This window comes from Streptomyces populi (assembly GCF_002911015.1).
GTDB lineage: Bacteria > Actinomycetota > Actinomycetes > Streptomycetales > Streptomycetaceae > Streptomyces > Streptomyces populi.
This window is the reverse complement of the sequence record NZ_KZ626887.1, coordinates 40,903-61,975: the sequence shown is the minus strand read 5'-3', so window position 1 is coordinate 61,975 and position 21,073 is coordinate 40,903. Positions and strand designations below refer to the sequence as shown.

Annotated in this window: 19 protein-coding genes, 1 tRNA gene and 1 pseudogene; 15 read left to right on the top strand and 6 right to left on the bottom strand. The window is 70.7% G+C overall.

What is annotated here, in order from left to right:
• Positions 1-387 (bottom strand): dioxygenase family protein (locus tag CW362_RS23815; protein WP_162684193.1); only part of this gene is annotated, 387 nt, incomplete at its 3' end.
• 144 nt (positions 388-531) lie between these two features.
• Between CW362_RS23815 and CW362_RS23810 the strand changes: the two genes are divergently transcribed.
• Positions 532-1,041, top strand: coding sequence for a MarR family winged helix-turn-helix transcriptional regulator (locus CW362_RS23810; protein WP_103551553.1), 510 nt, complete (start codon positions 532-534; stop codon positions 1,039-1,041).
• 204 nt (positions 1,042-1,245) lie between these two features.
• Here the strand turns inward: CW362_RS23810 and CW362_RS23805 are convergent, their stop codons facing one another.
• Both CW362_RS23805 and CW362_RS23800 read right to left on the bottom strand, forming a co-directional pair.
• Complete coding sequence (locus CW362_RS23805; RefSeq protein ID WP_103551552.1) at positions 1,246-2,796, bottom strand: MFS transporter; 1,551 nt, start codon at positions 2,794-2,796, stop codon at positions 1,246-1,248.
• A 364-nt stretch (positions 2,797-3,160) separates the two neighbouring features.
• Positions 3,161-3,805, bottom strand: a complete 645-nt coding sequence (locus CW362_RS23800) for a TetR/AcrR family transcriptional regulator (protein WP_103551551.1) — start codon at positions 3,803-3,805, stop codon at positions 3,161-3,163.
• A gap of 375 nt (positions 3,806-4,180) precedes the next feature.
• On the opposite strand from CW362_RS23800, the gene CW362_RS23795 reads away from it, so the two are divergent.
• The 5 genes from CW362_RS23795 to CW362_RS23775 all read left to right on the top strand — a co-directional run bounded on the left by CW362_RS23795 (position 4,181) and on the right by CW362_RS23775 (position 9,741).
• Entirely contained in the window at positions 4,181-5,455 is a 1,275-nt protein-coding gene (locus CW362_RS23795) for a M6 family metalloprotease domain-containing protein (protein WP_103551550.1), read from the top strand.
• Between the two features lie 401 nt (positions 5,456-5,856).
• Positions 5,857-7,749: an IclR family transcriptional regulator domain-containing protein gene (locus tag CW362_RS23790; protein WP_103551549.1), complete on the top strand. Its 1,893-nt coding sequence runs from the start codon at positions 5,857-5,859 to the stop codon at positions 7,747-7,749.
• A gap of 209 nt (positions 7,750-7,958) precedes the next feature.
• Positions 7,959-8,618 carry a ScbR family autoregulator-binding transcription factor gene (locus CW362_RS45330; protein ID WP_103551548.1) on the top strand — a complete coding sequence of 220 codons (660 nt, stop codon included), beginning with the start codon at positions 7,959-7,961 and terminating at the stop codon, positions 8,616-8,618.
• 38 nt (positions 8,619-8,656) lie between these two features.
• Positions 8,657-9,466: an SDR family NAD(P)-dependent oxidoreductase gene (locus CW362_RS23780; protein ID WP_103551547.1), complete on the top strand. Its 810-nt coding sequence runs from the start codon at positions 8,657-8,659 to the stop codon at positions 9,464-9,466.
• Between the two features lie 202 nt (positions 9,467-9,668).
• Positions 9,669-9,741, top strand: a tRNA-Arg gene (locus CW362_RS23775).
• 71 nt (positions 9,742-9,812) lie between these two features.
• Here the strand turns inward: CW362_RS23775 and CW362_RS23770 are convergent.
• Both CW362_RS23770 and CW362_RS45675 read right to left on the bottom strand, forming a co-directional pair.
• Positions 9,813-10,484: pseudogene (locus tag CW362_RS23770) on the bottom strand (tyrosine-type recombinase/integrase); the annotation flags it as partial.
• The gene (locus tag CW362_RS45675) at positions 10,485-11,060 is read right to left on the bottom strand and encodes a hypothetical protein (RefSeq protein ID WP_376452555.1); all 576 of its coding nucleotides are present in this window, start codon (positions 11,058-11,060) and stop codon (positions 10,485-10,487) included.
• A gap of 624 nt (positions 11,061-11,684) precedes the next feature.
• On the opposite strand from CW362_RS45675, the gene CW362_RS23765 reads away from it, so the two are divergent.
• The 5 genes from CW362_RS23765 to CW362_RS23745 all read left to right on the top strand — a co-directional run bounded on the left by CW362_RS23765 (position 11,685) and on the right by CW362_RS23745 (position 13,918).
• Complete coding sequence (locus CW362_RS23765; RefSeq protein ID WP_103551546.1) at positions 11,685-11,891, top strand: hypothetical protein; 207 nt, start codon at positions 11,685-11,687, stop codon at positions 11,889-11,891.
• 560 nt (positions 11,892-12,451) lie between these two features.
• Positions 12,452-13,027, top strand: coding sequence for a DUF5994 family protein (locus CW362_RS23760; RefSeq protein ID WP_103551545.1), 576 nt, complete (start codon positions 12,452-12,454; stop codon positions 13,025-13,027).
• Between the two features lie 5 nt (positions 13,028-13,032).
• On the top strand, positions 13,033-13,221 hold the full coding sequence (locus CW362_RS23755; RefSeq protein WP_162684192.1) for a hypothetical protein: 189 nt from the start codon (positions 13,033-13,035) through the stop codon (positions 13,219-13,221).
• A gap of 95 nt (positions 13,222-13,316) precedes the next feature.
• Positions 13,317-13,583, top strand: coding sequence for a hypothetical protein (locus tag CW362_RS23750; RefSeq protein ID WP_206301036.1), 267 nt, complete (start codon positions 13,317-13,319; stop codon positions 13,581-13,583).
• A gap of 50 nt (positions 13,584-13,633) precedes the next feature.
• A complete protein-coding gene (locus CW362_RS23745) occupies positions 13,634-13,918 on the top strand; it encodes a hypothetical protein (protein WP_103551543.1) in 285 nt (94 codons plus the stop codon).
• Positions 13,919-13,932: 14 nt separating this feature from the next.
• Here CW362_RS23745 and CW362_RS23740 read toward each other — a convergent pair whose 3' ends face one another.
• On the bottom strand, positions 13,933-15,201 hold the full coding sequence (locus CW362_RS23740) for an ATP-binding protein (protein WP_103551542.1): 1,269 nt from the start codon (positions 15,199-15,201) through the stop codon (positions 13,933-13,935).
• A gap of 160 nt (positions 15,202-15,361) precedes the next feature.
• Between CW362_RS23740 and CW362_RS23735 the strand changes: the two genes are divergently transcribed.
• The 4 genes from CW362_RS23735 to CW362_RS23715 all read left to right on the top strand — a co-directional run bounded on the left by CW362_RS23735 (position 15,362) and on the right by CW362_RS23715 (position 21,060).
• Positions 15,362-16,561: a PP2C family protein-serine/threonine phosphatase gene (locus CW362_RS23735; RefSeq protein WP_103551541.1), complete on the top strand. Its 1,200-nt coding sequence runs from the start codon at positions 15,362-15,364 to the stop codon at positions 16,559-16,561.
• 723 nt (positions 16,562-17,284) lie between these two features.
• A complete protein-coding gene (locus CW362_RS23725; RefSeq protein ID WP_103551539.1) occupies positions 17,285-17,671 on the top strand; it encodes a nuclear transport factor 2 family protein in 387 nt (128 codons plus the stop codon).
• A 639-nt stretch (positions 17,672-18,310) separates the two neighbouring features.
• Entirely contained in the window at positions 18,311-18,544 is a 234-nt protein-coding gene (locus tag CW362_RS23720; RefSeq protein ID WP_206301035.1) for a hypothetical protein, read from the top strand.
• Between the two features lie 440 nt (positions 18,545-18,984).
• Entirely contained in the window at positions 18,985-21,060 is a 2,076-nt protein-coding gene (locus CW362_RS23715) for a hypothetical protein (RefSeq protein ID WP_162684191.1), read from the top strand.
• Positions 21,061-21,073: the final 13 nt, after the last annotated feature.

Genomic DNA, 21,073 nt, shown 5'->3' with positions numbered 1-21,073 from the left:
CATCTCCTTGAGCGGGACGTAGGCGCCGTGGTCGAGCCCCCGGTCCGGGATGTCCTGCACCGGCGTACCGGGCGCGCGCAGCAGCTTGCGCACGGACTCGGCGAGCCGCGGGGCCCCGGGGGCGGCGTACGTCACCTGGTAGTAGTGCTCGGGGAAGCCCCAGAAGTCGTAGACGAGGGGGACCGTCTCGACGGCCCCGAGGGCGAGCGGGGCCTCCTCCCAGTGGGCGGAGACGATGAGGATCGCCCTGGGGCGGGGCAGGTCGGCGGACCAGGCGGCGAGCTGTCCGGGCCAGACCGGGTCGTCGGCGAGCGGCGGGGCGCCATGGCTGAGATAGAGGGCGGGCATGCGCTCCGGCGCGGGGCGCTCCTCGGTGGCGGCGGACATGGCGGCTCCCTCCGGAGAGTTCCATCGTAAGGCGACGGTATTTGATCCTTGAAGCAGTTACTTAAACTCTCAAGCTTTCCTGTCGAAGTCGAGAGTACGGCGAGTTTGTTTAAGTTTCAAGAAGAGGCTCGTACAGTGGAGTACATGAACACGGCACCCGCTCCCGCTGAAGAGCCGCGCTGGCTCACCGACGAGGAACAGCGCATCTGGCGCGCGTACATGCACGCCACGACCCTCCTGGAGGACCACCTCGACCGTCAGCTCCAGCGCGACGCGGGCATGCCGCACATCTACTACGGCCTGCTCGTGCAGCTCGGCGAGACACCGGACCGCCGGCTGCGGATGACGGAGCTGGCCATGAACGCGAAGATCACCCGCTCACGGCTCTCGCACGCCGTCGCCCGGCTGGAGAAGAACGGCTGGGTGCGCCGCGAGAACTGTCCCTCCGACAAACGGGGCCAGTTCGCGGTCCTGACCGACGAGGGCTACGAGGTGCTGCGGCGCACCGCGCCGGGCCATGTCGCCGCCGTGCGCCAGGCCCTGTTCGACCGGCTCGGCCCGGACCAGCGGAAGGCATTCGGAGAGGCCATGCGGGTCATCGCCGAGGGGCTCCAGCCGAAGGACGCGGGCGCGGACCTGCCCTGGCTGCGCTAGGGCGCGTTCCGAAAGTCCCGTCCGGCTCGCGACGCCTGGACAGGGGACCGCCCCGGTTCCGTGTGGCGTGGAACCGGGGCGGTCTCAGGGGGCGTACGGACGGGGCGTCCCCGTCCCCGTCCGTACGCGAGGCGGCGTCACGCGGACCGCGGAAGTACCGGGCCGCGGGCCGCGGAAGTACCGGAGTACGGAGTGGCCGCGAGGTCAGTGCGCGACGACCGGCACCTTCAGCTCGTCCTCCGCGCCCTCGCCCGTGCCCGAGCCGACGACCGCGGAGGCGTCCGGACGGCCGGTGTTGATCAGGGTGAAGGCGATCGCCGCGGCGGCCACGAGGATGCCCACGGCGAACCAGATCGCGTTGCTGTAGCCGTGCACCATGCCCTCCGCCTGGACCAGCTGCTGCTGCGCCTTGGTGCCGGCGCCCGCCATGTGGTCCTTGATGTAGGCGGTGGTCGCGGAGGCCGCGATCGTGTTCAGCAGGGCCGTGCCGATCGCTCCGCCGACCTGCTGCGAGGTGTTGACCATCGCCGAGGCGACACCGGCGTCACGCGGCTCGATGCCGTGCGTGGCCAGCGACATGGCGGGCATGAACGCCGTACCCATGCCGAGGCCGAGCAGCAGCATCGCCGGCAGCACCAGGGACGCGTACGACGAGCCGATCTCCAGCTGCGACAGGAGCAGCATGCCGACCGCGGCGACCAGGAAGCCGGGGCCCATCAGCAGGCGCGGCGCGACCCGGGTCATCAGCCGGGCGCCGATCTGCGTGGAGCCCGTGATCATGCCCGCGATCATCGGCAGGAAGGCGAAGCCGGTCGAGATCGGCGAGTAGCCCTTCACGATCTGCAGGTAGTACGTGAGGAAGAGGAACGTGCCGAACATGGCGATGATCGCCAGGCCGAGGGAGAGGTAGACGCCGCCGCGGTTACGGTCGAGGACGACGCGCAGGGGCAGCAGCGGGGCCTTGACCTTGGACTCGGTGAGGACGAACGCGGCCAGCAGCACGGCCGAGGCCACGAACAGGCCGACCGTCAGGGAGTCGCTCCAGCCGTCCGACTCGGCGCGGGTGAAGCCGTAGACGAGGGAGACCAGACCGAGGGTGGACAGGACGACACCCGGGATGTCGAGCGGCGAGCGGTTGCGGCCGCCCTCAGGCTCACGGATGACGAAGTACGCGCCGGCCGCGGCGATGATCGCGAACGGGATGTTGACGAAGAAGGTCCAGCGCCAGTTCATGTACTCGGTGAGGACACCGCCGAGGATGAAGCCGACGGCGCCGCCGCCACCGGCGATCGCGCCGTAGATGCCGAACGCCTTCGCGCGCTCCTTGGCGTCGGTGAACATCACGGCGAGCAGCGAGAGCGCCGCGGGCGCCAGCAGCGCGCCGAACACGCCCTGGAGGGCACGGGCACCGAACATCATGGCGCCGCTCTGTGCCGCGCCACCGAGCGCGGAGGCCGCGGCGAAACCGACCAGGCCGATGACGAACGCCCGCTTGCGGCCCCACAGGTCGGCGATGCGGCCGCCGAACAGGAGCAGACCGCCGAAGGCGAGGGCGTAGGCCGTGACGACCCACTGCCGGTTGCCGTCCGAGATGCCGAGGTCCTGCTGGGCCGAGGGCAGCGCGATGTTCACGATCGTGGCGTCGAGCACCACCATCAGCTGGGCCAGTGCGATGAAGACGAGCGCCTTCCAGCGGTTGCTGTGCGCGTCGGACACCGGGTCCGGAACTGCTTTGGACGTGCCTGTTTCAGACATGGGGGTACCCACTCCGGGACTTCGTGACGAAAAAATGAAAGGAAAGGGGACGGCCCGTCGACGGTGACGGCCGGGAGGCGGCTCGGCACGACCCGTCCCTGATGACGAGTGCGCCTCACGCGCGGCGAGTTCGAGCTGTGCGAGTCGTAAGAGCTGTAAAGGCTGTAAAGGCTGTAAAGGCTGTCAGGGCTGTAGGTGCTTGCGAGTCATGGGTGGTGCGGGGCGAGTCGCGCGCCGTGACGCGCGAACCGTGGTCCGTGGATCGCGAGTTGTCGGATACGAGCAGGAGTCACGAGCTTCGGCCGGTGTCCCGCGCCGCGCTCATCGGCCGGCGGCCGGCCGGGCACGGCGCCCGACGGGCCGGTCACACTCGTCGCAGTCCCTCCAAGTCGGCCGCCACTCCCGGAAGTTCGGAACGGGCCGGGGCCCGCATGCCGTCCAGGAGCAGCTGCAGATGACGGTGCACGAAGCGGTCGATGCCCTGGCACGCGGTGCCCGGCAGCGGCCTGGTGAGCTGGCTGACGGCGATCATCAGATCGCCCAGCTCGACGTCGGGGCGCAGCTGTCCGGCCTCACGGGCACGGGTCATCAGCCGCTGTATCAGTTCGGTGATCCGGTCGCGCGCGGCGACCAGGTCGGGGTGGTTCTGGTCGAAGCTCTCGGAGAGCATCGGGCACAGGGCGCCGATCCGCTCGTCGGCGGCGAAGTGCACGAAGCCGCTCAGCGCCTCGAACGCGTCGCCGTCCGCGGCGAGCGCCTCCTCGACCCACTCCGAGGTGCGGTCCATGACCGAGCACACGACCTCGCGGGCGAGGGCGTCGCGGTCGGGGAAGTTGCGGTACACCGTGGCGTTGCCGACGCCTGCCCGGCGGGCGATCTCGTCGAACGGCACCTCGGCGCCGAACTCGACGAACATCTCGCGGGCGGCGGCGACGATCCGCTCCCGGTTGCGCAGGGCGTCGGCCCGGGGCCGGGTCACTCGGCGCTGTACGGGGGTGGCGGTCTCCACGGCGTACTCCTCGAAGCATCTCGGAGGCTGGACACGATCCGGGGATTCGCTCCCCGTTTCGCTCGGACGTATGGCTAAACGGGGAAACGATCCCCGGTTATTTCCCTGATCCGGAAGAGGAATATGTGACCTGCGTCACATTCTCCTCCCCGTGACGGTCGGCCGCCCGCTCCCCGCCCCGCACCAGGCCCGCCACCTGCCCTTTCGGCGCTTCCGCGACTCCGCCGCACCCCTGGGCGGCGACCGCTTCGTTCCCTCCCCCGGCGTGAACCCGATCGGGCCCGTCCAGCGCGCGCCCCGCGTGTCGGCGACACAGGGTGATCGAAAGGGTGCAGTCGGAGACCGGTGGCTGCCGTGGAGCGAAGGACCCCCCGCATGCAGCCGTCCAGCCGCCGCATACGCCCGCGCCGTGTGGCCGCGCTGGCCACGGTGACCGTTCTGACGCTGGCGGTCAGCACCTCCGCCGGCACCGGGCACCTGACGGCCGGCTCCGCCACGGCGGGCTCCGCGGCGCTGGCCCGCTCCGCCGCGCTCGGCCCCTGCATGATCAACGGCCCCTCGGACGTGCAGATGGGGGAGGGGATACCGACCGCGGGCGGTTACGCCCGCTCCACCGGAACCCTCCGGGCCCTGACCCTGATGGTCGACTTCTCCGACGCGCCCGCCAAGGGCAGCGCCCTCGACCGGTACGACGAGTTCTTCCCGAAGACGCAGGAATGGTTCCGCACCGCCTCCTACGGCCGCCTCGACTACCGCCCCGAGGCCCCCGTCCGGCACTGGCTGCGGATGCCCAAGCCCTTCAAGGCGTACGGGATAGAACGCGGCGCCCCCTTCGACCCCGGCTACCGGGAACTGGTCCAGGACATCGTGGCCACGGCCGATCCCGAGGTCGACTTCCGGTCGTACGACATCCTGAACGTGCTGGTCACACCGAACGCCGGGCCCTCCGCGCTGGACACCGTGCTGTCCGTGACCTTCGCCGGCAACACCGAGGCGCCGGTGGCCGACGGCGTCCCGGTCGCCAACGCGTCCTTCGTCTACAGCCGCCAGGACGACGGCTCGGGCTCCTACGCCGACACCGGCTACCGCGTCCTGCCGCACGAGAACGGCCACACCTTCGGCCTGCCCGACCTCTACACCCAGGACGGCGGCGGCGCGGTCGGGCACTGGGACATCATGAGCGAGGACTGGGGGGCCGACAACGACCTGCTCGGCTGGCACAAGTGGAAGCTCGGCTGGCTCGACGCCTCCCAGGTCAGCTGCGCGACGGCACGCGGCACCAGCGAGTACACGCTGACCCCGCTGGCCCTGCGGGGCGGCGCCAAGCTCGTCGTCATACCCGTCGGCACACGGAGCGGATACGTCCTCGAACTGCGCACCCGCGCGGGCAACGACTCCGCCGTCTGCCGTCCCGGCATCCTCGTCTACAAGGTCGACACGGGCGTGGACACCGGGAACGGGCCCGTCACGGTGTACGACTCCCGCCGCGACAGCGGCGGGTGCACCCGCTCCCCCAACGTCCAGGCGGAACTCTCCGACGCGCCCTTCTCCCTGGGTGAGACCTTCAAGGCCGCCAAGGAGAAGATCACCGTCCAGGTCGCGTCGGCGGACGCCGCGGGGAGGTACCGGGTGTACGTGACCCGTCGCTGACCACCGACGACCGGACGACCGGGCGGGCGGGCGACCGGGCGGGCGGGCGACCGGACGGACGGGCTCCGGCGGACAGGGAGCGGACCCCGACGGAACGGACGGCTCCGGCGGACAGGAGGGTGGGCCCCGACGGAACGGACGGGCCCTGGCGGACGGCCGGGAAGGCGACCGGCCGGCAGGACGACCGGCAGGCAGGACGACAGGGCGACCGATCGGCAGGAGCACGTCCGGCGGACCGGCGTCCGGGCCGGGGAGCGGCCGACCCGCTTCGGCGTCCGGGCGAGCACTACCGCGGCTCTGTCCGGGCAAGCACTACCGTGGTTCTTCCGAGGTCCGCCACACGGTGGCTCGTCCGGAACGCGCCGCGCGGTGACTCTTCCGGGAGCCCCATCGGAGAGCCCATGCCATCACGTCCCACGTCATCGAGCCCCGCCTCGTCGCACGTCACCCCGTCGCACCCCGCGTCCGCGGGGACGGGTGGCGGGTCCGCGGCGCCCGGCTCCGGCCGCACGGCCGCCGGGGCCGGTGTACCCGAGGAGGCGGTCACCCCGCTCATCCGCGGGCTCGCCGTGCTGCGGAGGCTGACCGAGGCGGACGGGGCGGCCAGTCTGAGCGGGCTCGAACGGGCCACCGGGCTCGCGCGGTCCACCGTCGACCGGATCACCGCGACCCTCGCGCGCATGGGCTACGTACGCCTCGACGGCCGGGACGCCGTCCTGGCCCCCCGTCTGATGGAACTCGGCAACGCCTATCTCGCGGCCCTCCGGCTCCCCCGCCTCCTGGACCCGCACGCCGACGCCCTCGCCGACGAGCTCGACGAGTCGGTGTCCATCGCCGTCTGCGACCGGGACGGCATCCGTTTCATCCATCAGGCGACCCGGCGCCGCGCGATGTCCCTGCACTTCAGCATCGGCGACCTGCTCCCCGCCGAACGCACCGCTCCCGGAGCGCTGTTCGCGTCCGAGTGGAACGAGGAGGAGTGGCGGCGCTGGCGGGAGCGCCGCGCTGCCGATCCGGAGGACCGCGGCTTCCCGGCCGTACCGGCACGGAGCAGGCCGTACGAGGGAGGACCGGACTCGGCCGTGCTCCCTGCCGCCCAACGCCCCACCGTCGGGGACGACTTCGAGCAGCGAGCGGCCGAAGCGGGCGAAGCGGGCTGGGCGTCGGACGACCAGTTGATCGAACCGGGGCTCGTCGCCGTCTCGATGCCCGTACGGGAGGCGGGGCGGATCGCCTGCGTGGTGAACGTGGTGAGCCACACGAGCCGGCACAGTGCCGCCGGACTGCGGGACGCGCTGCTGCCGCGGCTGCGGACCGCCGTGGCCGAGATGGAACGGGCGCTGGACCGGGAGCCGGCGCCGGAGCGGGAGGCGGAGCCCGCGCGGAACGGCACGCGGGCCGAGCCGGGAGGCGCGGAGGGCACCGGGGGCACCGGGGGCCCGGAAACCACGGGGAAGGCCGTCGCGCCTTCCGGGCTCGCCGACTGGACCGGCGCCTCCAAGCAGGAGCTGGGCCGGGACTTCGTCGAGTCGCTGGCACGGGGCCTGACCGTGATCACCGCCTTCGGCGAGGGCCGCGCCGAACTGACCCTCACCGAGGTCGCGCGGGCGACCGGACTCGCCCGCGCGACCGCCCGGCGGGCCCTGATCACGCTGGACCACCTCGGATACGTCACCACGCACGACCGCGTCTTCCGGCTCACCCCCCGCGTCCTGGGGCTCGGCTTCCCGCCCCTGTCACGGGTCTCACTCCCCGCGATCGCGGCCCCCCACATGACCGAACTCTCCCAGCGGCTGCGCGACTCGGTGTCGCTCGCGGTGCTGACCGGCACCGCGATCCAGTACACCGGACGCGTCTCCACCCGCAGCATCATGAGCGTCGACGTCGCCGTCGGCACCCGGCTGCCCGCGTACGCCACCTCCCTGGGCCGAGTGCTCCTGGCCGATCTCCCGGAGGACCGTGCGGCGGAGCTGGTGGCCGACAGCGCGCCCGGGGACGCCCCCCGGCAGCCCGTCCTGGACCCGGAACGGTCCAGGGCCGACCTGGAACGGGTACGGAAGGACGGATACGCCCTGGTGGAGGGTGAGTTGGAGCAGGGGCTGCGGTCCATCGCCGTCCCGGTGCGCGACCGCGCCGGACGGGTCGTGGCCGCGGTGAACGTCGCCATGCACAGCAGCCGCCGCACCGCCGAGGCATGCGTCGGCGACGTACTGCCCGAACTGCGCGCGACGGCCACCGGCATCGAGGCGGACCTGCACATCGCGGGCCGCTTCCGCCGGGTGCGGCCGAGCTGATCCGGGCACCGCGGGCACAGGGCTCCCGCGCCCGGCCCCGCCTCTCCCTTGCGCCTTCAACAAGCCTCATACGCAGGGCAGTTGCCCCGTGGCGTAAAGATGATCCACACATCCATGCCCCGTTGACAGATCCAAAAGCGGGTTCTTAGCGTCGCTCGCGGCAGGACGAACAGCAGCCGAACGACAAGGAGCGTCCGGGTGGTCACGTCATGGTGAGGCAGGAGAGGTCCGAGCGAACCAGGCGCAACCTGATCCGGGCCGCCTCGACCGTGTTCGACCAGACCGGCTACGAAGGGGCCACCCTGGCCGCGATCAGTGACCGCGCGCAGGTCACCAAGGGCGCCCTGTTCTTCCACTTCTCGGCCAAGTCCGATCTCGCCCGCGCCGTCCAGGCGGAGGCCTGCGTCACGTCGGACGCCGCACTCGTGAAGCTGACGCGGCGCGAGACCCCGGCCTTCGAGACGGCCACCGCCATGGCCCACGCCCTCGTGGGCCTCCTCGAGACCGACATGACCGTCCGGGCGGGAGCACGCCTGGCCCGGGAGATCAGGACCCCCGACGATCCGTCGCTCCACTGTCACCTCAACTGGCTCGACGCCCTGCACGGGGTCCTGGACCGGGCCCGGAGCGACGGCTCGCTGCTCCCCGGCGTCGACGTCCGCGCGGCCGCCGTGCTGATGCTGTCCATGATCACCGGCATCACGTCCCTGCCCCGGCTCCCCGTCGGCCCCGCCTCCTCCGGCCCCCCGCCGCCCCCTCCCCCGCGGCACGCCCCCGGCCCCCGCTTCCCCCGGGAGAACGGCGACCTGTGGCTGACCCGCATGCTCCACCTGACCCGCCCGGCCCTCTCGGACCTCCCGGCCGACTGAGTCGTGCTCCGTGACCCCGGAAAGGGCGCTGAACAGCATTGAAGAAAAAGCGAGTCGTCATCGTGACCGGCGGAGGTTCGGGCATCGGGGAGGCGACGGCCCGACTGCTGAGCGAGGGCGGCCACCACGTGGTCGTGTCCGGCCGGCGCGACGAGCCCCTGCGACGTCTCGAAGCCGAGACCGGGGCACTGGCCCGTCCGTCCGACGTGGGGGACCCCGGGGCGGCCGACGCTCTCGTCCGGGCGGCCCTGGCCACTCACGGGCGACTCGACGGACTGGTCCTCAACGCGGGCATCGGGCGCGGCGGAGCCGTGGGCGACCTGTCGCTGGAGGACTGGGACGAGGTGATGCGCACCAACCTCACCGGCCCGCTGATGCTCCTGCGCGCGGCGCTCCCGCACCTGCTGGAGACGGGCGGGGCCGTGGTCGCCGTCGCCTCGGTGTCCGCGCTGCGCAACGGCACCAGCAACGCCCCGTACGCCACCTCCAAGGCGGCCCTGCTCCAGCTCTGCCGCTCCGTCGCCGTCGACTACGGACGCCAGGGCGTGCGGGCCAACGTCGTGTGCCCCGGCTGGGTACGCACCGAGATGGCCGACCGGCGCATGACGCGTTTCGCGGAGGAAGCGGGCCTCGACGGCGGTGTCGACGCCGCCTACGACGCGGCGACCGCGCTCCTGCCCATGGGGCGGCCGGGTGAACCGCGTGAAGTCGCCGAGGTGATCGACTGGTTGCTGTCCCCGGCCGCGTCGTACGTCAACGGCTCGGTCCTCACCGTCGACGGCGGCGCGACGGCCCTCGACCCCGGGACCCTCGGGTTCGACTTCCGGATCACCCGGCGCGGCCGGTGAGGCGCGATGGCGTTCACCAGGCACCCCGGTCGGTGCGGCCCAGGAACCGGTGATCGAACCCCGACGCCGATCTCACCCGACCCGCTACACTGTCGGCGGTGGACCAGGCCTCACCGGCCTGCCCACCACAGCCTGTCGGCAGCAGACCTGAAGCCCAGCAGCATCCACGCCGGGTTCCAGACGCGCTTTCCGACGGATCCCCGCCTTCGTAGCTCAGGGGATAGAGCACCGCTCTCCTAAAGCGGGTGTCGCAGGTTCGAATCCTGCCGGGGGCACATGGGAAAAGGGCACCTACCAAGATTGGTAGGTGCCCTTTGGCATCCACTTCTGACATCAACGAGCACGGTCACTGACGACCGAGACGCTTCCTGAGCAGCCGGTCCATGTGGCTCATGGCCTCGCGCCGGGTGTCCTGCACGACGTGCGTGTACATGTCCATGGTGATGCTGGTCCGCGAGTGCCCGAGGATCTCCATCACGACGCGGGGCGCCACTCCGGCTGCCGTGAACAGGGTGGCGGTGCCGTGCCGGGCGTCATGCGGTCGGATCACACGAAGTCCGGCGGACCCGGCGACGACGGCTCTTGGGATCGTCGTCGTAGAGGACGCCACGACGGCGCTGAGTCTGCTGCCGGACATAGAGGACCCGGTTGTCCAGGTCGAGATCCGACCACCGGAGACCGATGATCTCGCCGCGCCGGAGCCCCATGGCGATGGCAAGTACGAAGGCCGCGTAGAGCGGATCTCTACGAGATGCCGCGAGGAAGTCCAGGGCTTCAGCTCCCGGTTGTCCGTGCGGGGCGGCTCGACGAGCTTGGCGACGTTGCGCGCGATCAGCTCCTCGCGACAGGCCGAGGACGGAGCGGAGCGCAGCACGCGGTGAGACTCCTTGGCCGTTGCCGCGGTGGTCTCCTTCTCCATCCGAATGAGGAAGCGACGGACGTCCGCGACGCCGAAGGATTCGATCCGCTTCGGGCCGAGCAGCGGCACGAGGTAGAGCCGGACGTGAGCCTCGTACTGTCACTCGCCGAAGTCGAAGGAGGCGATGACACGGGCCGGGGCGCGGAGGGTGGTTCCGGCGGGGGTGCGTTCGATCAGGATGCTGACACCTGTGCCGGGACCCCTGCCGTGATAGCTCCAGACAGGTCCCTTGAGAGCCGGCCCGCACAGTCCGTCGGGCATCTCGTCACCGTCCTCACCCCACGCGTACGCGCTGCCGTAGTTCTCGTCGAACAGAGGCTCTCCCTCCGGGACGAGTCCTGCGCGGTGCAGATAGTCCGGCATCCGGTCGCTCAGGAAGGAGACCTCAGCGAAGCCATCCCGCGTGATGTAGTGGACGTCGGTGGCATCGGCGGGGATCGGCACGCCTCCGAGCGGGATCTTCCCCGTCAGCGCGGAGTCGCTGCCCTCACAGGCCCGGGCGTCCCCGAACGGGTGGGACAACTCGTCCTGGAACAGCCAGAACAGGCTTCCTGCCACCACACCGAGGAAGGCGAGGCCGACGACCACGACCGCCGCGCTCGGCGGTCTCCGTCGTCCTGTGGAGTCCTCCCGATCCGCGTCACCCACACCCTCCGGATCCGAAGTCTCGTTCATCTCGTCCGAAACGACGCTCCCCCCGCCCGTTTCCGTATCGCCCATGAAAGCCTCCTCAGACGTACCCGCACATGATCATCGGCAGCGTAGGGGATTCCAATAGCGCGAATACCCGGCATTCCCAGGTGACTTCAGCTTCTGGTGGCACCCGACCGCGTAGCTCCCGGACGAAGCGGTCGTGCCAGACTCGTGCCAGGTCGTGCGGGAAACCGCGGGCAACACCAGGAAGCCAGCCGACCTCGCACCAGGCGCCGACACCGCTCAGCCGCAGGTCAGCCTCTGAGCAAGCCCTAGATGTTCTCAGCTTCCCAGGCTGAGAGTGCGAGTTCGATTCCCGTCATCCGCTCCATGACAAAGCCCTGGATCAACGACCTGGGGCTTGTTCGTTACCCATACCCCTCAGGGCTCGTGTGCCACAAGTGCTCTCGTTTTGCTTCGAGTTGGTTCCTCGGCGCTACTCAAAATTCCGAGTGGCCGCCTTCGGTCGCCTCCTTGTGCGAAGGCGACGGGCGGGACGTCATCCGTGCGCCTCACTTCGCAGTCGCCGTCATGCGGACCTCGGCTGTGCGTGGCAGCGTGATCGGAGAGGAATCCTTACCGCCACGCGTCAAGAGGAGCGCCGTCATGGACGGTACGCAGGACAAGCGTCAGGAGCCGGGCACGGGCCGGGGCCGCGAGGCGCAGGAACACCATCGCTCCGGGGAACCCGCGCAGCCCCGGCCGGGAAGGCAGGCGCGGGAACAGGGGCGGAAGCCCGGGCAGAAGGAGCCCGAGAGCCGTGGTGAGGACGAGCTCCTGCGCGAAGAGGACCTGCACGACGAGGGGCTCTGACCAGGGCACGGAACGCCCGGAGCCCGGCCGGTGAGCAGCACCTCCAGCCGGGCTGCTCTGTCGCATCCCGCCCGGGGTCGGACGAGACCGGGCGGCCCGCCACGACGGCGCCGTGCTCTCGGCTCGGCCGCTGTGGACTCGGGGTCGGCCTTCCGCATCGGCGGCGCCGTCCCCGGGACCGCGTGGTCTTCAGCCGCACCACGGTCGCGCCGGGCCGGATCGCATGATGGATCGCATCCGGCAGGAGCAGTGGGGTCGTGCGGGGCCCGGAGTCCGCCATGCGGGTTCACCCTCCAAGGGCTGCGGCCGCACTGCGTCGCAGGTCGGCGCCGATGCCGTTCGGACGACGTCCGCGGACCGGTGGTCCTTTCGCGGTACTCCCGCCGACCACACCACCGCCCGCCGGAAAATACCTGGTCAGAAGAGCCGAACCAAGCCGAACAGGCGTACAGTGAAAGCACCGGGAGTACTTCGCACACCGGCTTTCACGCGGGTGTCATTTCCGGCGATCGCCTAAAAACCGGGCTGCCGACGGGCAGCCCGGGGGCAGGTCCACATCCATGACCACCACCCTCGACCGGACCGCGCCCCGCGACCTCGCCGCAGAAGCCCCGGCTCGCCTGTCCCTCACCCCGAAGACCACGCTCGCCGGCCAGCTGGACGGGGCCTGGTGGCCCCACTCCCGCGACCTCGAGGCCGAGCTCCCACCGCTCGCCGCCGCCCTGGAAGAACCCTGGGGCCGCGTCACCCACGTCACCGTGAATCCCACCCGCTGGCCCGTCGTACCGCGCACGGTCGCCCTGGACGGACGCACGCTGCACGTGAGCTGGTTCACCGAGCAAGACCCCGACAAGCTGATCTTGCTCTCCTGCACCGTCGGCCGCTGGGACCTCCTCGTCATCCCGCCCGAGACCGCACCCGCAGCCGCGGCCCGCCTGATGGCCGCTGCGGCGATCCCCGGCAGCGTCCTCACCGCTGAAGTCCTGATGGCCGACGAAACCGTCATCGGGCGCGGCATCCGCGACGCGCGACGCCGGGAAGCCACCTGGGAGGACGAGGGCGGAGCCTGCATGTCCCCCTTCGGGGAGCCGCTGGGACGCAGTGCCTTCCCTCGGCCCGGAAACGGTTGGAGGTGAGTTCCGTGGAGACCCTCGTCCTTATCGCGGTGATCATCCTCATGATCGGCGTCGGAATGCGCTGGATCCACCTGCTCAACGCTCAGCACGACGCTCGGATCACGGCCTACCGTTTCAGCGACCCCCTGCCGAGGCCCCCCGGCCTACCGGACGACACCGGTCGTCGAGCCCACCACACGGATGCCGACCGGTGAGGAACAGACCTTCCTCCGACCGGGGGCAGCAGCCGGGGCGCCGCGGCGCCCCGGCCTGTCGGCCTCGCGCCCACCCCGAAGGGACCCACGCTCACGTGAAGTACATCGAGACCCAGACACTGCCGTCACTCGGGCACGCCGAGGTACGGATCATCGCGCACACGCCCGAAGCCGCCCGAGCAGTCGCAGAGGCGCTTCGCCACTGTTTCGCGGGCACGGAACAGCGCAGCTATCCCGGCCTCGACGGCGGCACCCGCCTCCACCTCACCGTGGACACGGCAACACCAGCCGGTCCCGCCCGCTCCTGGCTGGCCACCAGCCGGCCCCCTGTCGGCGCAGGCACCCACTCCGACGAGATCTGAGAGGCCCAACGGGCCCCGGAGCCCACTCCCGCACATGAAAGGACGCGGTCATGGCCACACTGCGCGAACGCAAGACCTACCGCGATCAGGTGCTCCGGGTCCTGTACGAAGCCGTCGAAGGCAACCGCCTCCTCGGCATCACCGGAGCACAGCTGCGGCGAGACCTCCACATACCGGAACAGGACCTGGCCGCCGCCTGCACCTACCTGGCGGGCGAAGGGCTGATCACCGTCGACTGGGAACCCGGCAACACTCCCGCCATGGTCACCCTCACCCATGAGGGAATCCGGCGCATGGAGGCCGAGGAGGAAGGGACGGCCACGGGCCCGGCCTGATCCGAAAGACACCCCTAGATGCGGGCGAACTCCTCGGTCTGGTGGGCGAACTCCCGGGCCATGGCCGCGCTGACCGTGGGTCTGGTCTCGCCGATGGTGCCCAGGTAGTCCTCGGTGGTGGGGCGGGCCCGGGTTCCGGTGTCGAAGGTGCGCTCGAACTGGACTTGGGAGACGGTGCGCGCCACATGGGCGATGTCGGCAGGGGTGAAACCCTCGCTGGCGGACGCCAGCGCCGTGCTGTCGGCCTCCGCGCCCGCTCGGGTCAGGTAGCTCTCCCACAGCGCCGTCCTCGCGCGGTCGTCGGGCGGGCCGATCGGCAGCACGTAGTCGAAACGGCCGTGCCGCAGGAACGCGGGGTCGAGGGTGGTCACGTCGTTCGTGGCGCAGACGAGCAGCCGCCCGTCCTGGCTGCGGAACCGGACGATCGCCTTGAGCAGTTCGTTGACGACGCCGACCGCGGTCGTGTCCGCGCCGCTCCGGGTCCCCGCGATCTCCTCGACCTCGTCGATGAAGACCAAGACGTGGTCGAGGCGGGCGATCTCGTCGAAGCGCCGGTTCAGCCCGCTCGCCAGCCCGTACTCGGCGGCCAGCCGGGCGGGGAACAGTTCGAGGAACGGCCATCCCAGACGGCTGGCGATCGCGTGCGCGAACGTGCTCTTCCCCGTCCCGGGCGGCCCGAACAACATCACCGCCCGCGGCAGCTCCACTCCGTGCTGGGCGGCCATTTCGGGATGGGCCAGCGGCAAAACCAGGCGCCGCTCGATGATCTCCTTCTCCCGCTGCATGCCCGCGACCCTCTGCCACAGCCCTCCGGGCGGCAGCTCCGCTCCCAGCGACGCGAGCATGCTGACCGCCTGCGGGGTCACCCGCCCGCGCTTCTCGAAGAAGACCAGGCCCGGACGGGCGCCGAAGCCGCAGTTGTGCAGGGCGGTGGCACCGGTCTCGTCGTCGGGCAGGACCGCGTGCGCCGTTCGGACGCCGCCGGCGAACAGCCGGTGCTCCAGAGCCGTGATCAGGTCGCTGCCCAGCCCCTGGTGCCGCCAGGCGGGTGCCATGCAGATGCGCAGGATCCACGCCCGCTCACCCTCCACCCTGCTCACGGCAGCGCCGACCACCACCTCCTCAGCCGTGGCCACCACCGCCGGGTGGAGGGCCTGGAGGGCCGCCACAGCGTCCGAGAGCGGAAAGAGCGGTGACTCTTCCGTCGTGCCGCTCTCCGCGTCGACCCGGATCACCGCTTCGAGATCGTCCGGGGTGTAGTCCCTGACACGCCAACCCGTCATGGTCAGCTCCGTGTGCTCGGCCGTACTCCCATCATCGGCCGATGTGAGCCGGGGCGCGCACGGGAGCCGTGTGGCGTGCCCGGTCGCCGGGGAGCATCCTGGAGGCCACGTCGCCCGTACAGCCCGGACGCCGACCCGCCGCCCGGTTGGAGGCAACAGGATGACCGTCGGAGGGCGCGGGGACCCGGACCGCTCGGAGAGCTTCGGGGAGGCGCTGCTCGGGCTGCTCCTGGACCGGGCGCACGAACTGCCACCCCATCTGGTCGGCCCGCTCGTCACCGAGACAGTGGCCCGGATGGGTGGCCGCGTACCGCAGTTCCTGCTCCAGGACTACGGACAGCGGCAGCTGGTCCCCCTGCCCGGTGCCGGAGGGGCCGCCGGTGATCCGCAGCCCATCGACCGATCCGAAGCCGGCCGGTGTTTCCTGGAGTCACGCACCGTCGAAGTCCAAGCGCCCGACGGCATACGGGTCCACCTGCCCCTGCTGGACGGCGGCGACCAGATGGGGGTCCTCTCGGTCACCCTGGACGAGATCGACGACGACACCCGCCGCCTCCTGCGCAGGATCGCGGGCCTGGCGGCCGAGCTGCTGCAGACCAAGAACGGCTACACCGACCTCTTCTTCCGGACCCGCCGCAGAGAACCGATGAGCGTCGCCGCGGAGATCCAGTGGTCCCTGCTGCCCCCGCTGTCGATGGTGATGCCGCACGTCGCGGTCGCCGGAGTCCTGGAGCCCGCCTACGCCGTGGCGGGGGACAGCTTCGACTACGCCCTGAACGGCGAGACCCTGCACCTCGCCATGGTCGATGCCATGGGGCACGGCCTGGACGCGGCCACGATGGCCACGGTGGCCATCGGCGCGTACCGCCACGCCCGCCGGATCAGCATCGAACTGTCCGAGATCTACCTCTTCATGGACCGGGCCGTCGCCGAGCAGTTCGACCCGGACCACTTCGTGACCGCCCAGATGATGCGCCTGGACACGGACACAGGGCGCCTCCAGTGGGTCAACGCGGGGCATCCCGCTCCGATGCTGATCCGCGCGCACCGCGTCGTGCGCCGTCTGGACAGCCCAACGACCCTCCCCGTCGGCTTCGGAGGGGACCAGCCACAGGTCAGTACGGTGGCGCTGGAGCCGGGCGACCGCGTCCTCTGCTTCACCGACGGCCTGATCGAAGAGCATGAAAGCGGGCAGGAACAGTTCGGCGAGGAGCAGCTGATCGGCTGGGTGAACCAGCTGGAGCAGGCTGACCACGGAATCCGCACGGTGGCCCGGGACCTGTCCCACACCCTCATGCGGGCACGCCGCGAAACCACCTCGGACGACGCGACGCTCGTCCTGTTCGAATGGCGTGGGTGACGGAAGGCCGACGGCGATGCCGGGCAGGATGCCGTGATGAACACTCCGTTCCTCAACATCCAGGGGAAGGCCGAGGACGGTCCGCACTCCTGTCCCTGCTGTGGCTTCCTGACGCTCGGCTAGCACAGCAGCTTCGAGATCCGTCCGGTGTGCTTCCGGGAGGACGACGGGCAGGACGACAACGGATCACGGCGACTGAAGCTGGACCACGGGCCTCCCGGCGAGCACGAGTCCGAGCCAGCCGCACGGATGAGTGATCGAACTCCTAAAGCGGGTGTCGCAGGTTCGAATCCTGCCGGGGGCACAGTATGAAGGGCCGGTTCAGAGGCTTGATCCTCTCGAACTGGCCCTTTGCCGTGATCTCGCCCGTGCCACACCCGTGCCACGAGCCCGACTGGCCTCGTGTCCGGGCCTTGATCTCCGGCGGCAGGCCCCCACCGGGGTGGACGGCGAGGAGCATGACCTCGTCCGAGGTGTACCGCATCGCGATGGCGATACGTGGATTCAAGCCCCGGCTGCGCTCCGCTCCGCCGGGCGCGCTCCCGGCTCCGCTGCGGGCGCCGCTCCTGCCTTCGGCCCGCTCCCGCCCGCGCTGCGTCGACGCGCGCCCGCACGTGGACAAACGGGACGGGAGCCGGGGACTGTGGTGGGTTGAGCAAGAGGGGTTTGCGCAGCAGCGAAATTGGTTGCAGCGGGGCTGGTGGGCCGGGTGAGGATACGTTCATGGACAGCGCAGCAGACGACGTCAGCCAGGCCATAGCGGGCGAGTTGAAGCTCATGGACCCGCGAGTGCGCGCCTCCCGGGAACGGGCAGAGCAGCTTCTTGATCCGGAATTCGTCGAGGTCGGAGGGTCGGGCCGACAGCTGACGTACGGCGTCATGCTCGCCGAACTGGCAGATCATCCCGGCAGCTCGACCGACGCTCCCCGCTACGAACCTTCGGAGATCTTCGGAGTGCGGCTCGCACCGGGGATCGTGCACCTGACGTTCGAAACCATGCTCGGCGACCGAAGGACCAGGCACAGCTCGATCTGGCGCAAGGGGGCCGACGTCGCGGGATGGCGGATGTACTACCACCAGGCCACGCGTGTACCGCCCGGCGTCGAGTAGCCGCGCACAGCCGCAGCGCGGCAGGTGAAGGCCTTCGCGGTGGGCCGGCATCAGCGACTGACACCACCGAGCGCGAACAACGGCGGTCTGCGCCGAGCCTTGGCGGACGCTCACCCCAAGCACCGAGCTGGTCGGCGCTGTCGACAGCACCCCGCCATCGGCCTGACAAGGATGAGGTCAGACCTCGATGCCTGGGTTCAACGCGAGGATCTCCCTTGGCCGATCGACGGCACCCCGCCCGTTCGACTCGGCCATCAAGCCGCCCCCAACCTCAGTTGTCGGAGGTCGCAGAGGCATCAAGCCGAAACGCCTGGGCGGCATCGGGGCCCGACCCGACCACGTCCGTCGTCATGACGTAGCGCGATCCAGTTCCCTCGGGCGTGACGGGCTCCCGTATACGACTGAGGCGCCGCAGGCCCTGCTCCCGCTCGTGTTCTCGGCCGGCCTGGCGCTCCAAGGGGGCTACCGCCTTCGCGGCGGCGGGGGCTCCACGGCCAAGGCCCTGACCCGCGCGGCCCGCGCGAGTGGACACCGTCGAGGCGGCGGACCCGCGGCGGCGGGGCCCTCCGCGTCCCGGACACCGTACTGGCATGCGAGTGAACGGCCGTATCGCCGGATCACCCGGATTGTTTCCAGGCCATGAACAAGATCATCACTGTCGCCGCACTCGCCCTCGCGAGCGTGGCCCTCGCCGCCCCCGCCCACGCCGACAACGACAACAACTTCGGCAGCGGGGTCAACGCCGCCAACAACTGGAACTTCACCGCCGCCGCCGTCTGCTTCCAGGAGCTGGCCGTCGTCCCCGTGGGCGGCGCGTCGGTGGGCGGTGTCCTCAATCACTGCGTCAACGGCAACGTCCTGAATCACCTCTGACGGCGGACCCGACCGCGGAAGCGACCCGGCCCGATGTCCCGGAACGATCCCGGTCCGGGGCACCGGCAGTCGGTCCGCACGGGAGGGAAGGGCGACTCCGGTCGTCGTGAGCGGGGCCTTCGCTCCGCGCCGGACGTCGTGCGCCCGGGCCGCGCGGCGGCCCCGGCCTGGAGATCCTCGTCACAGGGGCACCCCCGCGACGGTGCCAAGTCCAGCCCCTCCCAGGGCCGAAGACAGTGCGGCACGGACCGGCCCGACCAACCTCACAGATAAATCTCAGACGACTTCATAGCGAATACCAGTCATCCAGCAGGTAAAGTCCGACCACCTTCTCGAAGTAGAGAACGTCCGTACGCATCGGCTTCCGGCCCACGGTCATTTTGATCCCGCTGGTCAGTGAGCTCGTGCGCGGGGATGTTGAGTCGCCTGGAGCCCGCGAAGTGTCAACCTCATCCGTGCCCGCCCGGTTGCGCACCGCAGCGGTACGCCTCCTCCTGCCCACGGTGCTCGCCGTGTCGTTCGCCGGTCAGGCGGTGGGAGCCCTCCTCCCGAGCGTCCCCCTGCTCGTGGCCTGCGCCGCCGTCGGGCTGACGGCCGACTACTCGCTGCACCGGTGGCAGCAGAGCACGGCCGCCACCCTCGGAAAGCTGCACGCGACGGTGTTCGCGCGCCAGGTCGTCCGGGACCTGCTGCTGGTGACCGGCCTGATCCGGATCGAGGACCAGGACTACGAGACGAAGTACCTGGTGATCATCTGCGGTCTGCTGCTGTTCTACGGCCTGCACTTCGCGTGCCAGGCGTTCGCGATCCTCGTGCGCCGCAGCCGCACCATGCCCGTGGTGACCCGGAACATCGACGCCTCACCGCTGCGGCTGAGCCCCGCTCTCCCGGCGCTGGTGATGCAGCGCTCCGGGCAGCGGCTCCTCCTGTTCTCCCTGCCCTCGACGGCCGGCCTGCTGGCCACCGCGACGGGCGGCTCGGCCTGGTGCGCCGCCGCGGGAATCGCCCTGTCCGCCGCCTTCGCGGTGGTGACCGTCGGCATGCTGGTGCTGCGGCTGCTGCCGGGACGCCGGCCGAGGACGGGCGATCAGGCGCTGGAGTGGTTCGAGGAGTGGCTCGCGGAGTACCAGCCCACGGTGGGCATGTACTTCTCCGGCGGCACCAGCTCGGTCTACCAGGCGAACATGTGGCTGGAGCCGCTGGCCAAGCTGGAAGGCCGTCCGCTGATCGTGCTGCGTGAGCGCTTCATGGTGAAGCAGATCGCGTCCACCGACATCCCGATCGTGTGCCTGCCGAAGGTCGCCGACCTGATGAGGCTGGAACAGTCCACGCTGAAGATGCTGATCCACCCCTCGAACTCGGGCAAGACCTCGCAGGTGCTGCGCATCCCCAGCATCAAGCACGCGTTCGTCAACCACGGCGAGAGCGACAAGCTGTCCAGCTGCAACCCGTACGCGAAGGCGTACGACGAGGTGTGGGTGGCCGGTCCCGCGGCGCGCCAGCGGTACGCCCTGGCGGACGTGGGCATCGACGACAAGGACGTCGTGGAGGTCGGACGTCCGCAGCTGGACGCGATCGCGCCGCACACCGGTGCGCCCGCGGGCCCGTACACCACGGTCCTCTACGCCCCCACGTGGGAGGGCTGGGACGGCAACCCGGGCAACACCTCGATCATCGAGGCCGGCGAGAACATCGTCCGCGCCCTCCTGGCCGACCCGAAGGTCCGCCTCCTGTACAAGCCGCACCCGCTGACCGGATCGGTCGTCCCCCGGGCCGGAGCCGCCAACGTCCGGATCCAGGAGATGATCCGCGCCGCGAACGCCCTCCGTACCGCGGAACACCCCGACGAGCGTCCGGCGCCCTCCGCGGCGACGGAACTGGCCCTCCGGACCGCCGAACTCGAGCGACTGACCACGACCTCGTTCCGGACGGGCGCGGACGACGTGGAGCGGATGCTGCTCCAGACCGTCCCGGAGCCCGGGCGTGCCGCGGCGGTGGCCGCCGCCACCACCGCCTGGGAGGCCGCGCACTGGGCCTCGTTCCCCGCGTGGGAGCACCGGATCATCGTCGAGTCGCGGCCGAACGTCTACGCCTGCTTCAACGCCGCCGACGTCCTGATCAGCGATGTCTCCAGCGTCATATCCGACTATCTGGCGAGCGAGAAGCCCTACGCCGTCACGAACACCAGCGGCCTTTCCGAGCAGGACTTCCGCGACACCTTCCCCACCGTCCGGGCGGGTGCCGTCCTCACCCCGGACGCCTCCGGCGTGCCGGCCCTGCTGGAGTCCGTGCGTCACCCCGAGAAGGACCCCTACGCCGAGGCCCGCACCGAGCTCAAGCTGCACCTGCTGGGCCCCTCCGACCCGCCGTCCGTCGTCCGCTTCGACGACGCCGCCCGTGCCCTGTGCGCGACGGCCGACGCCCGCCAGGCGGGCATGGTGGTGCGAGGGCTCTCCGCGATCCCGAGCCAGCGGGACGCCGGGGCGGCGCTGGAGAGCGAGCGCGTCAAGGGCTGAGCCCCAGGACCTT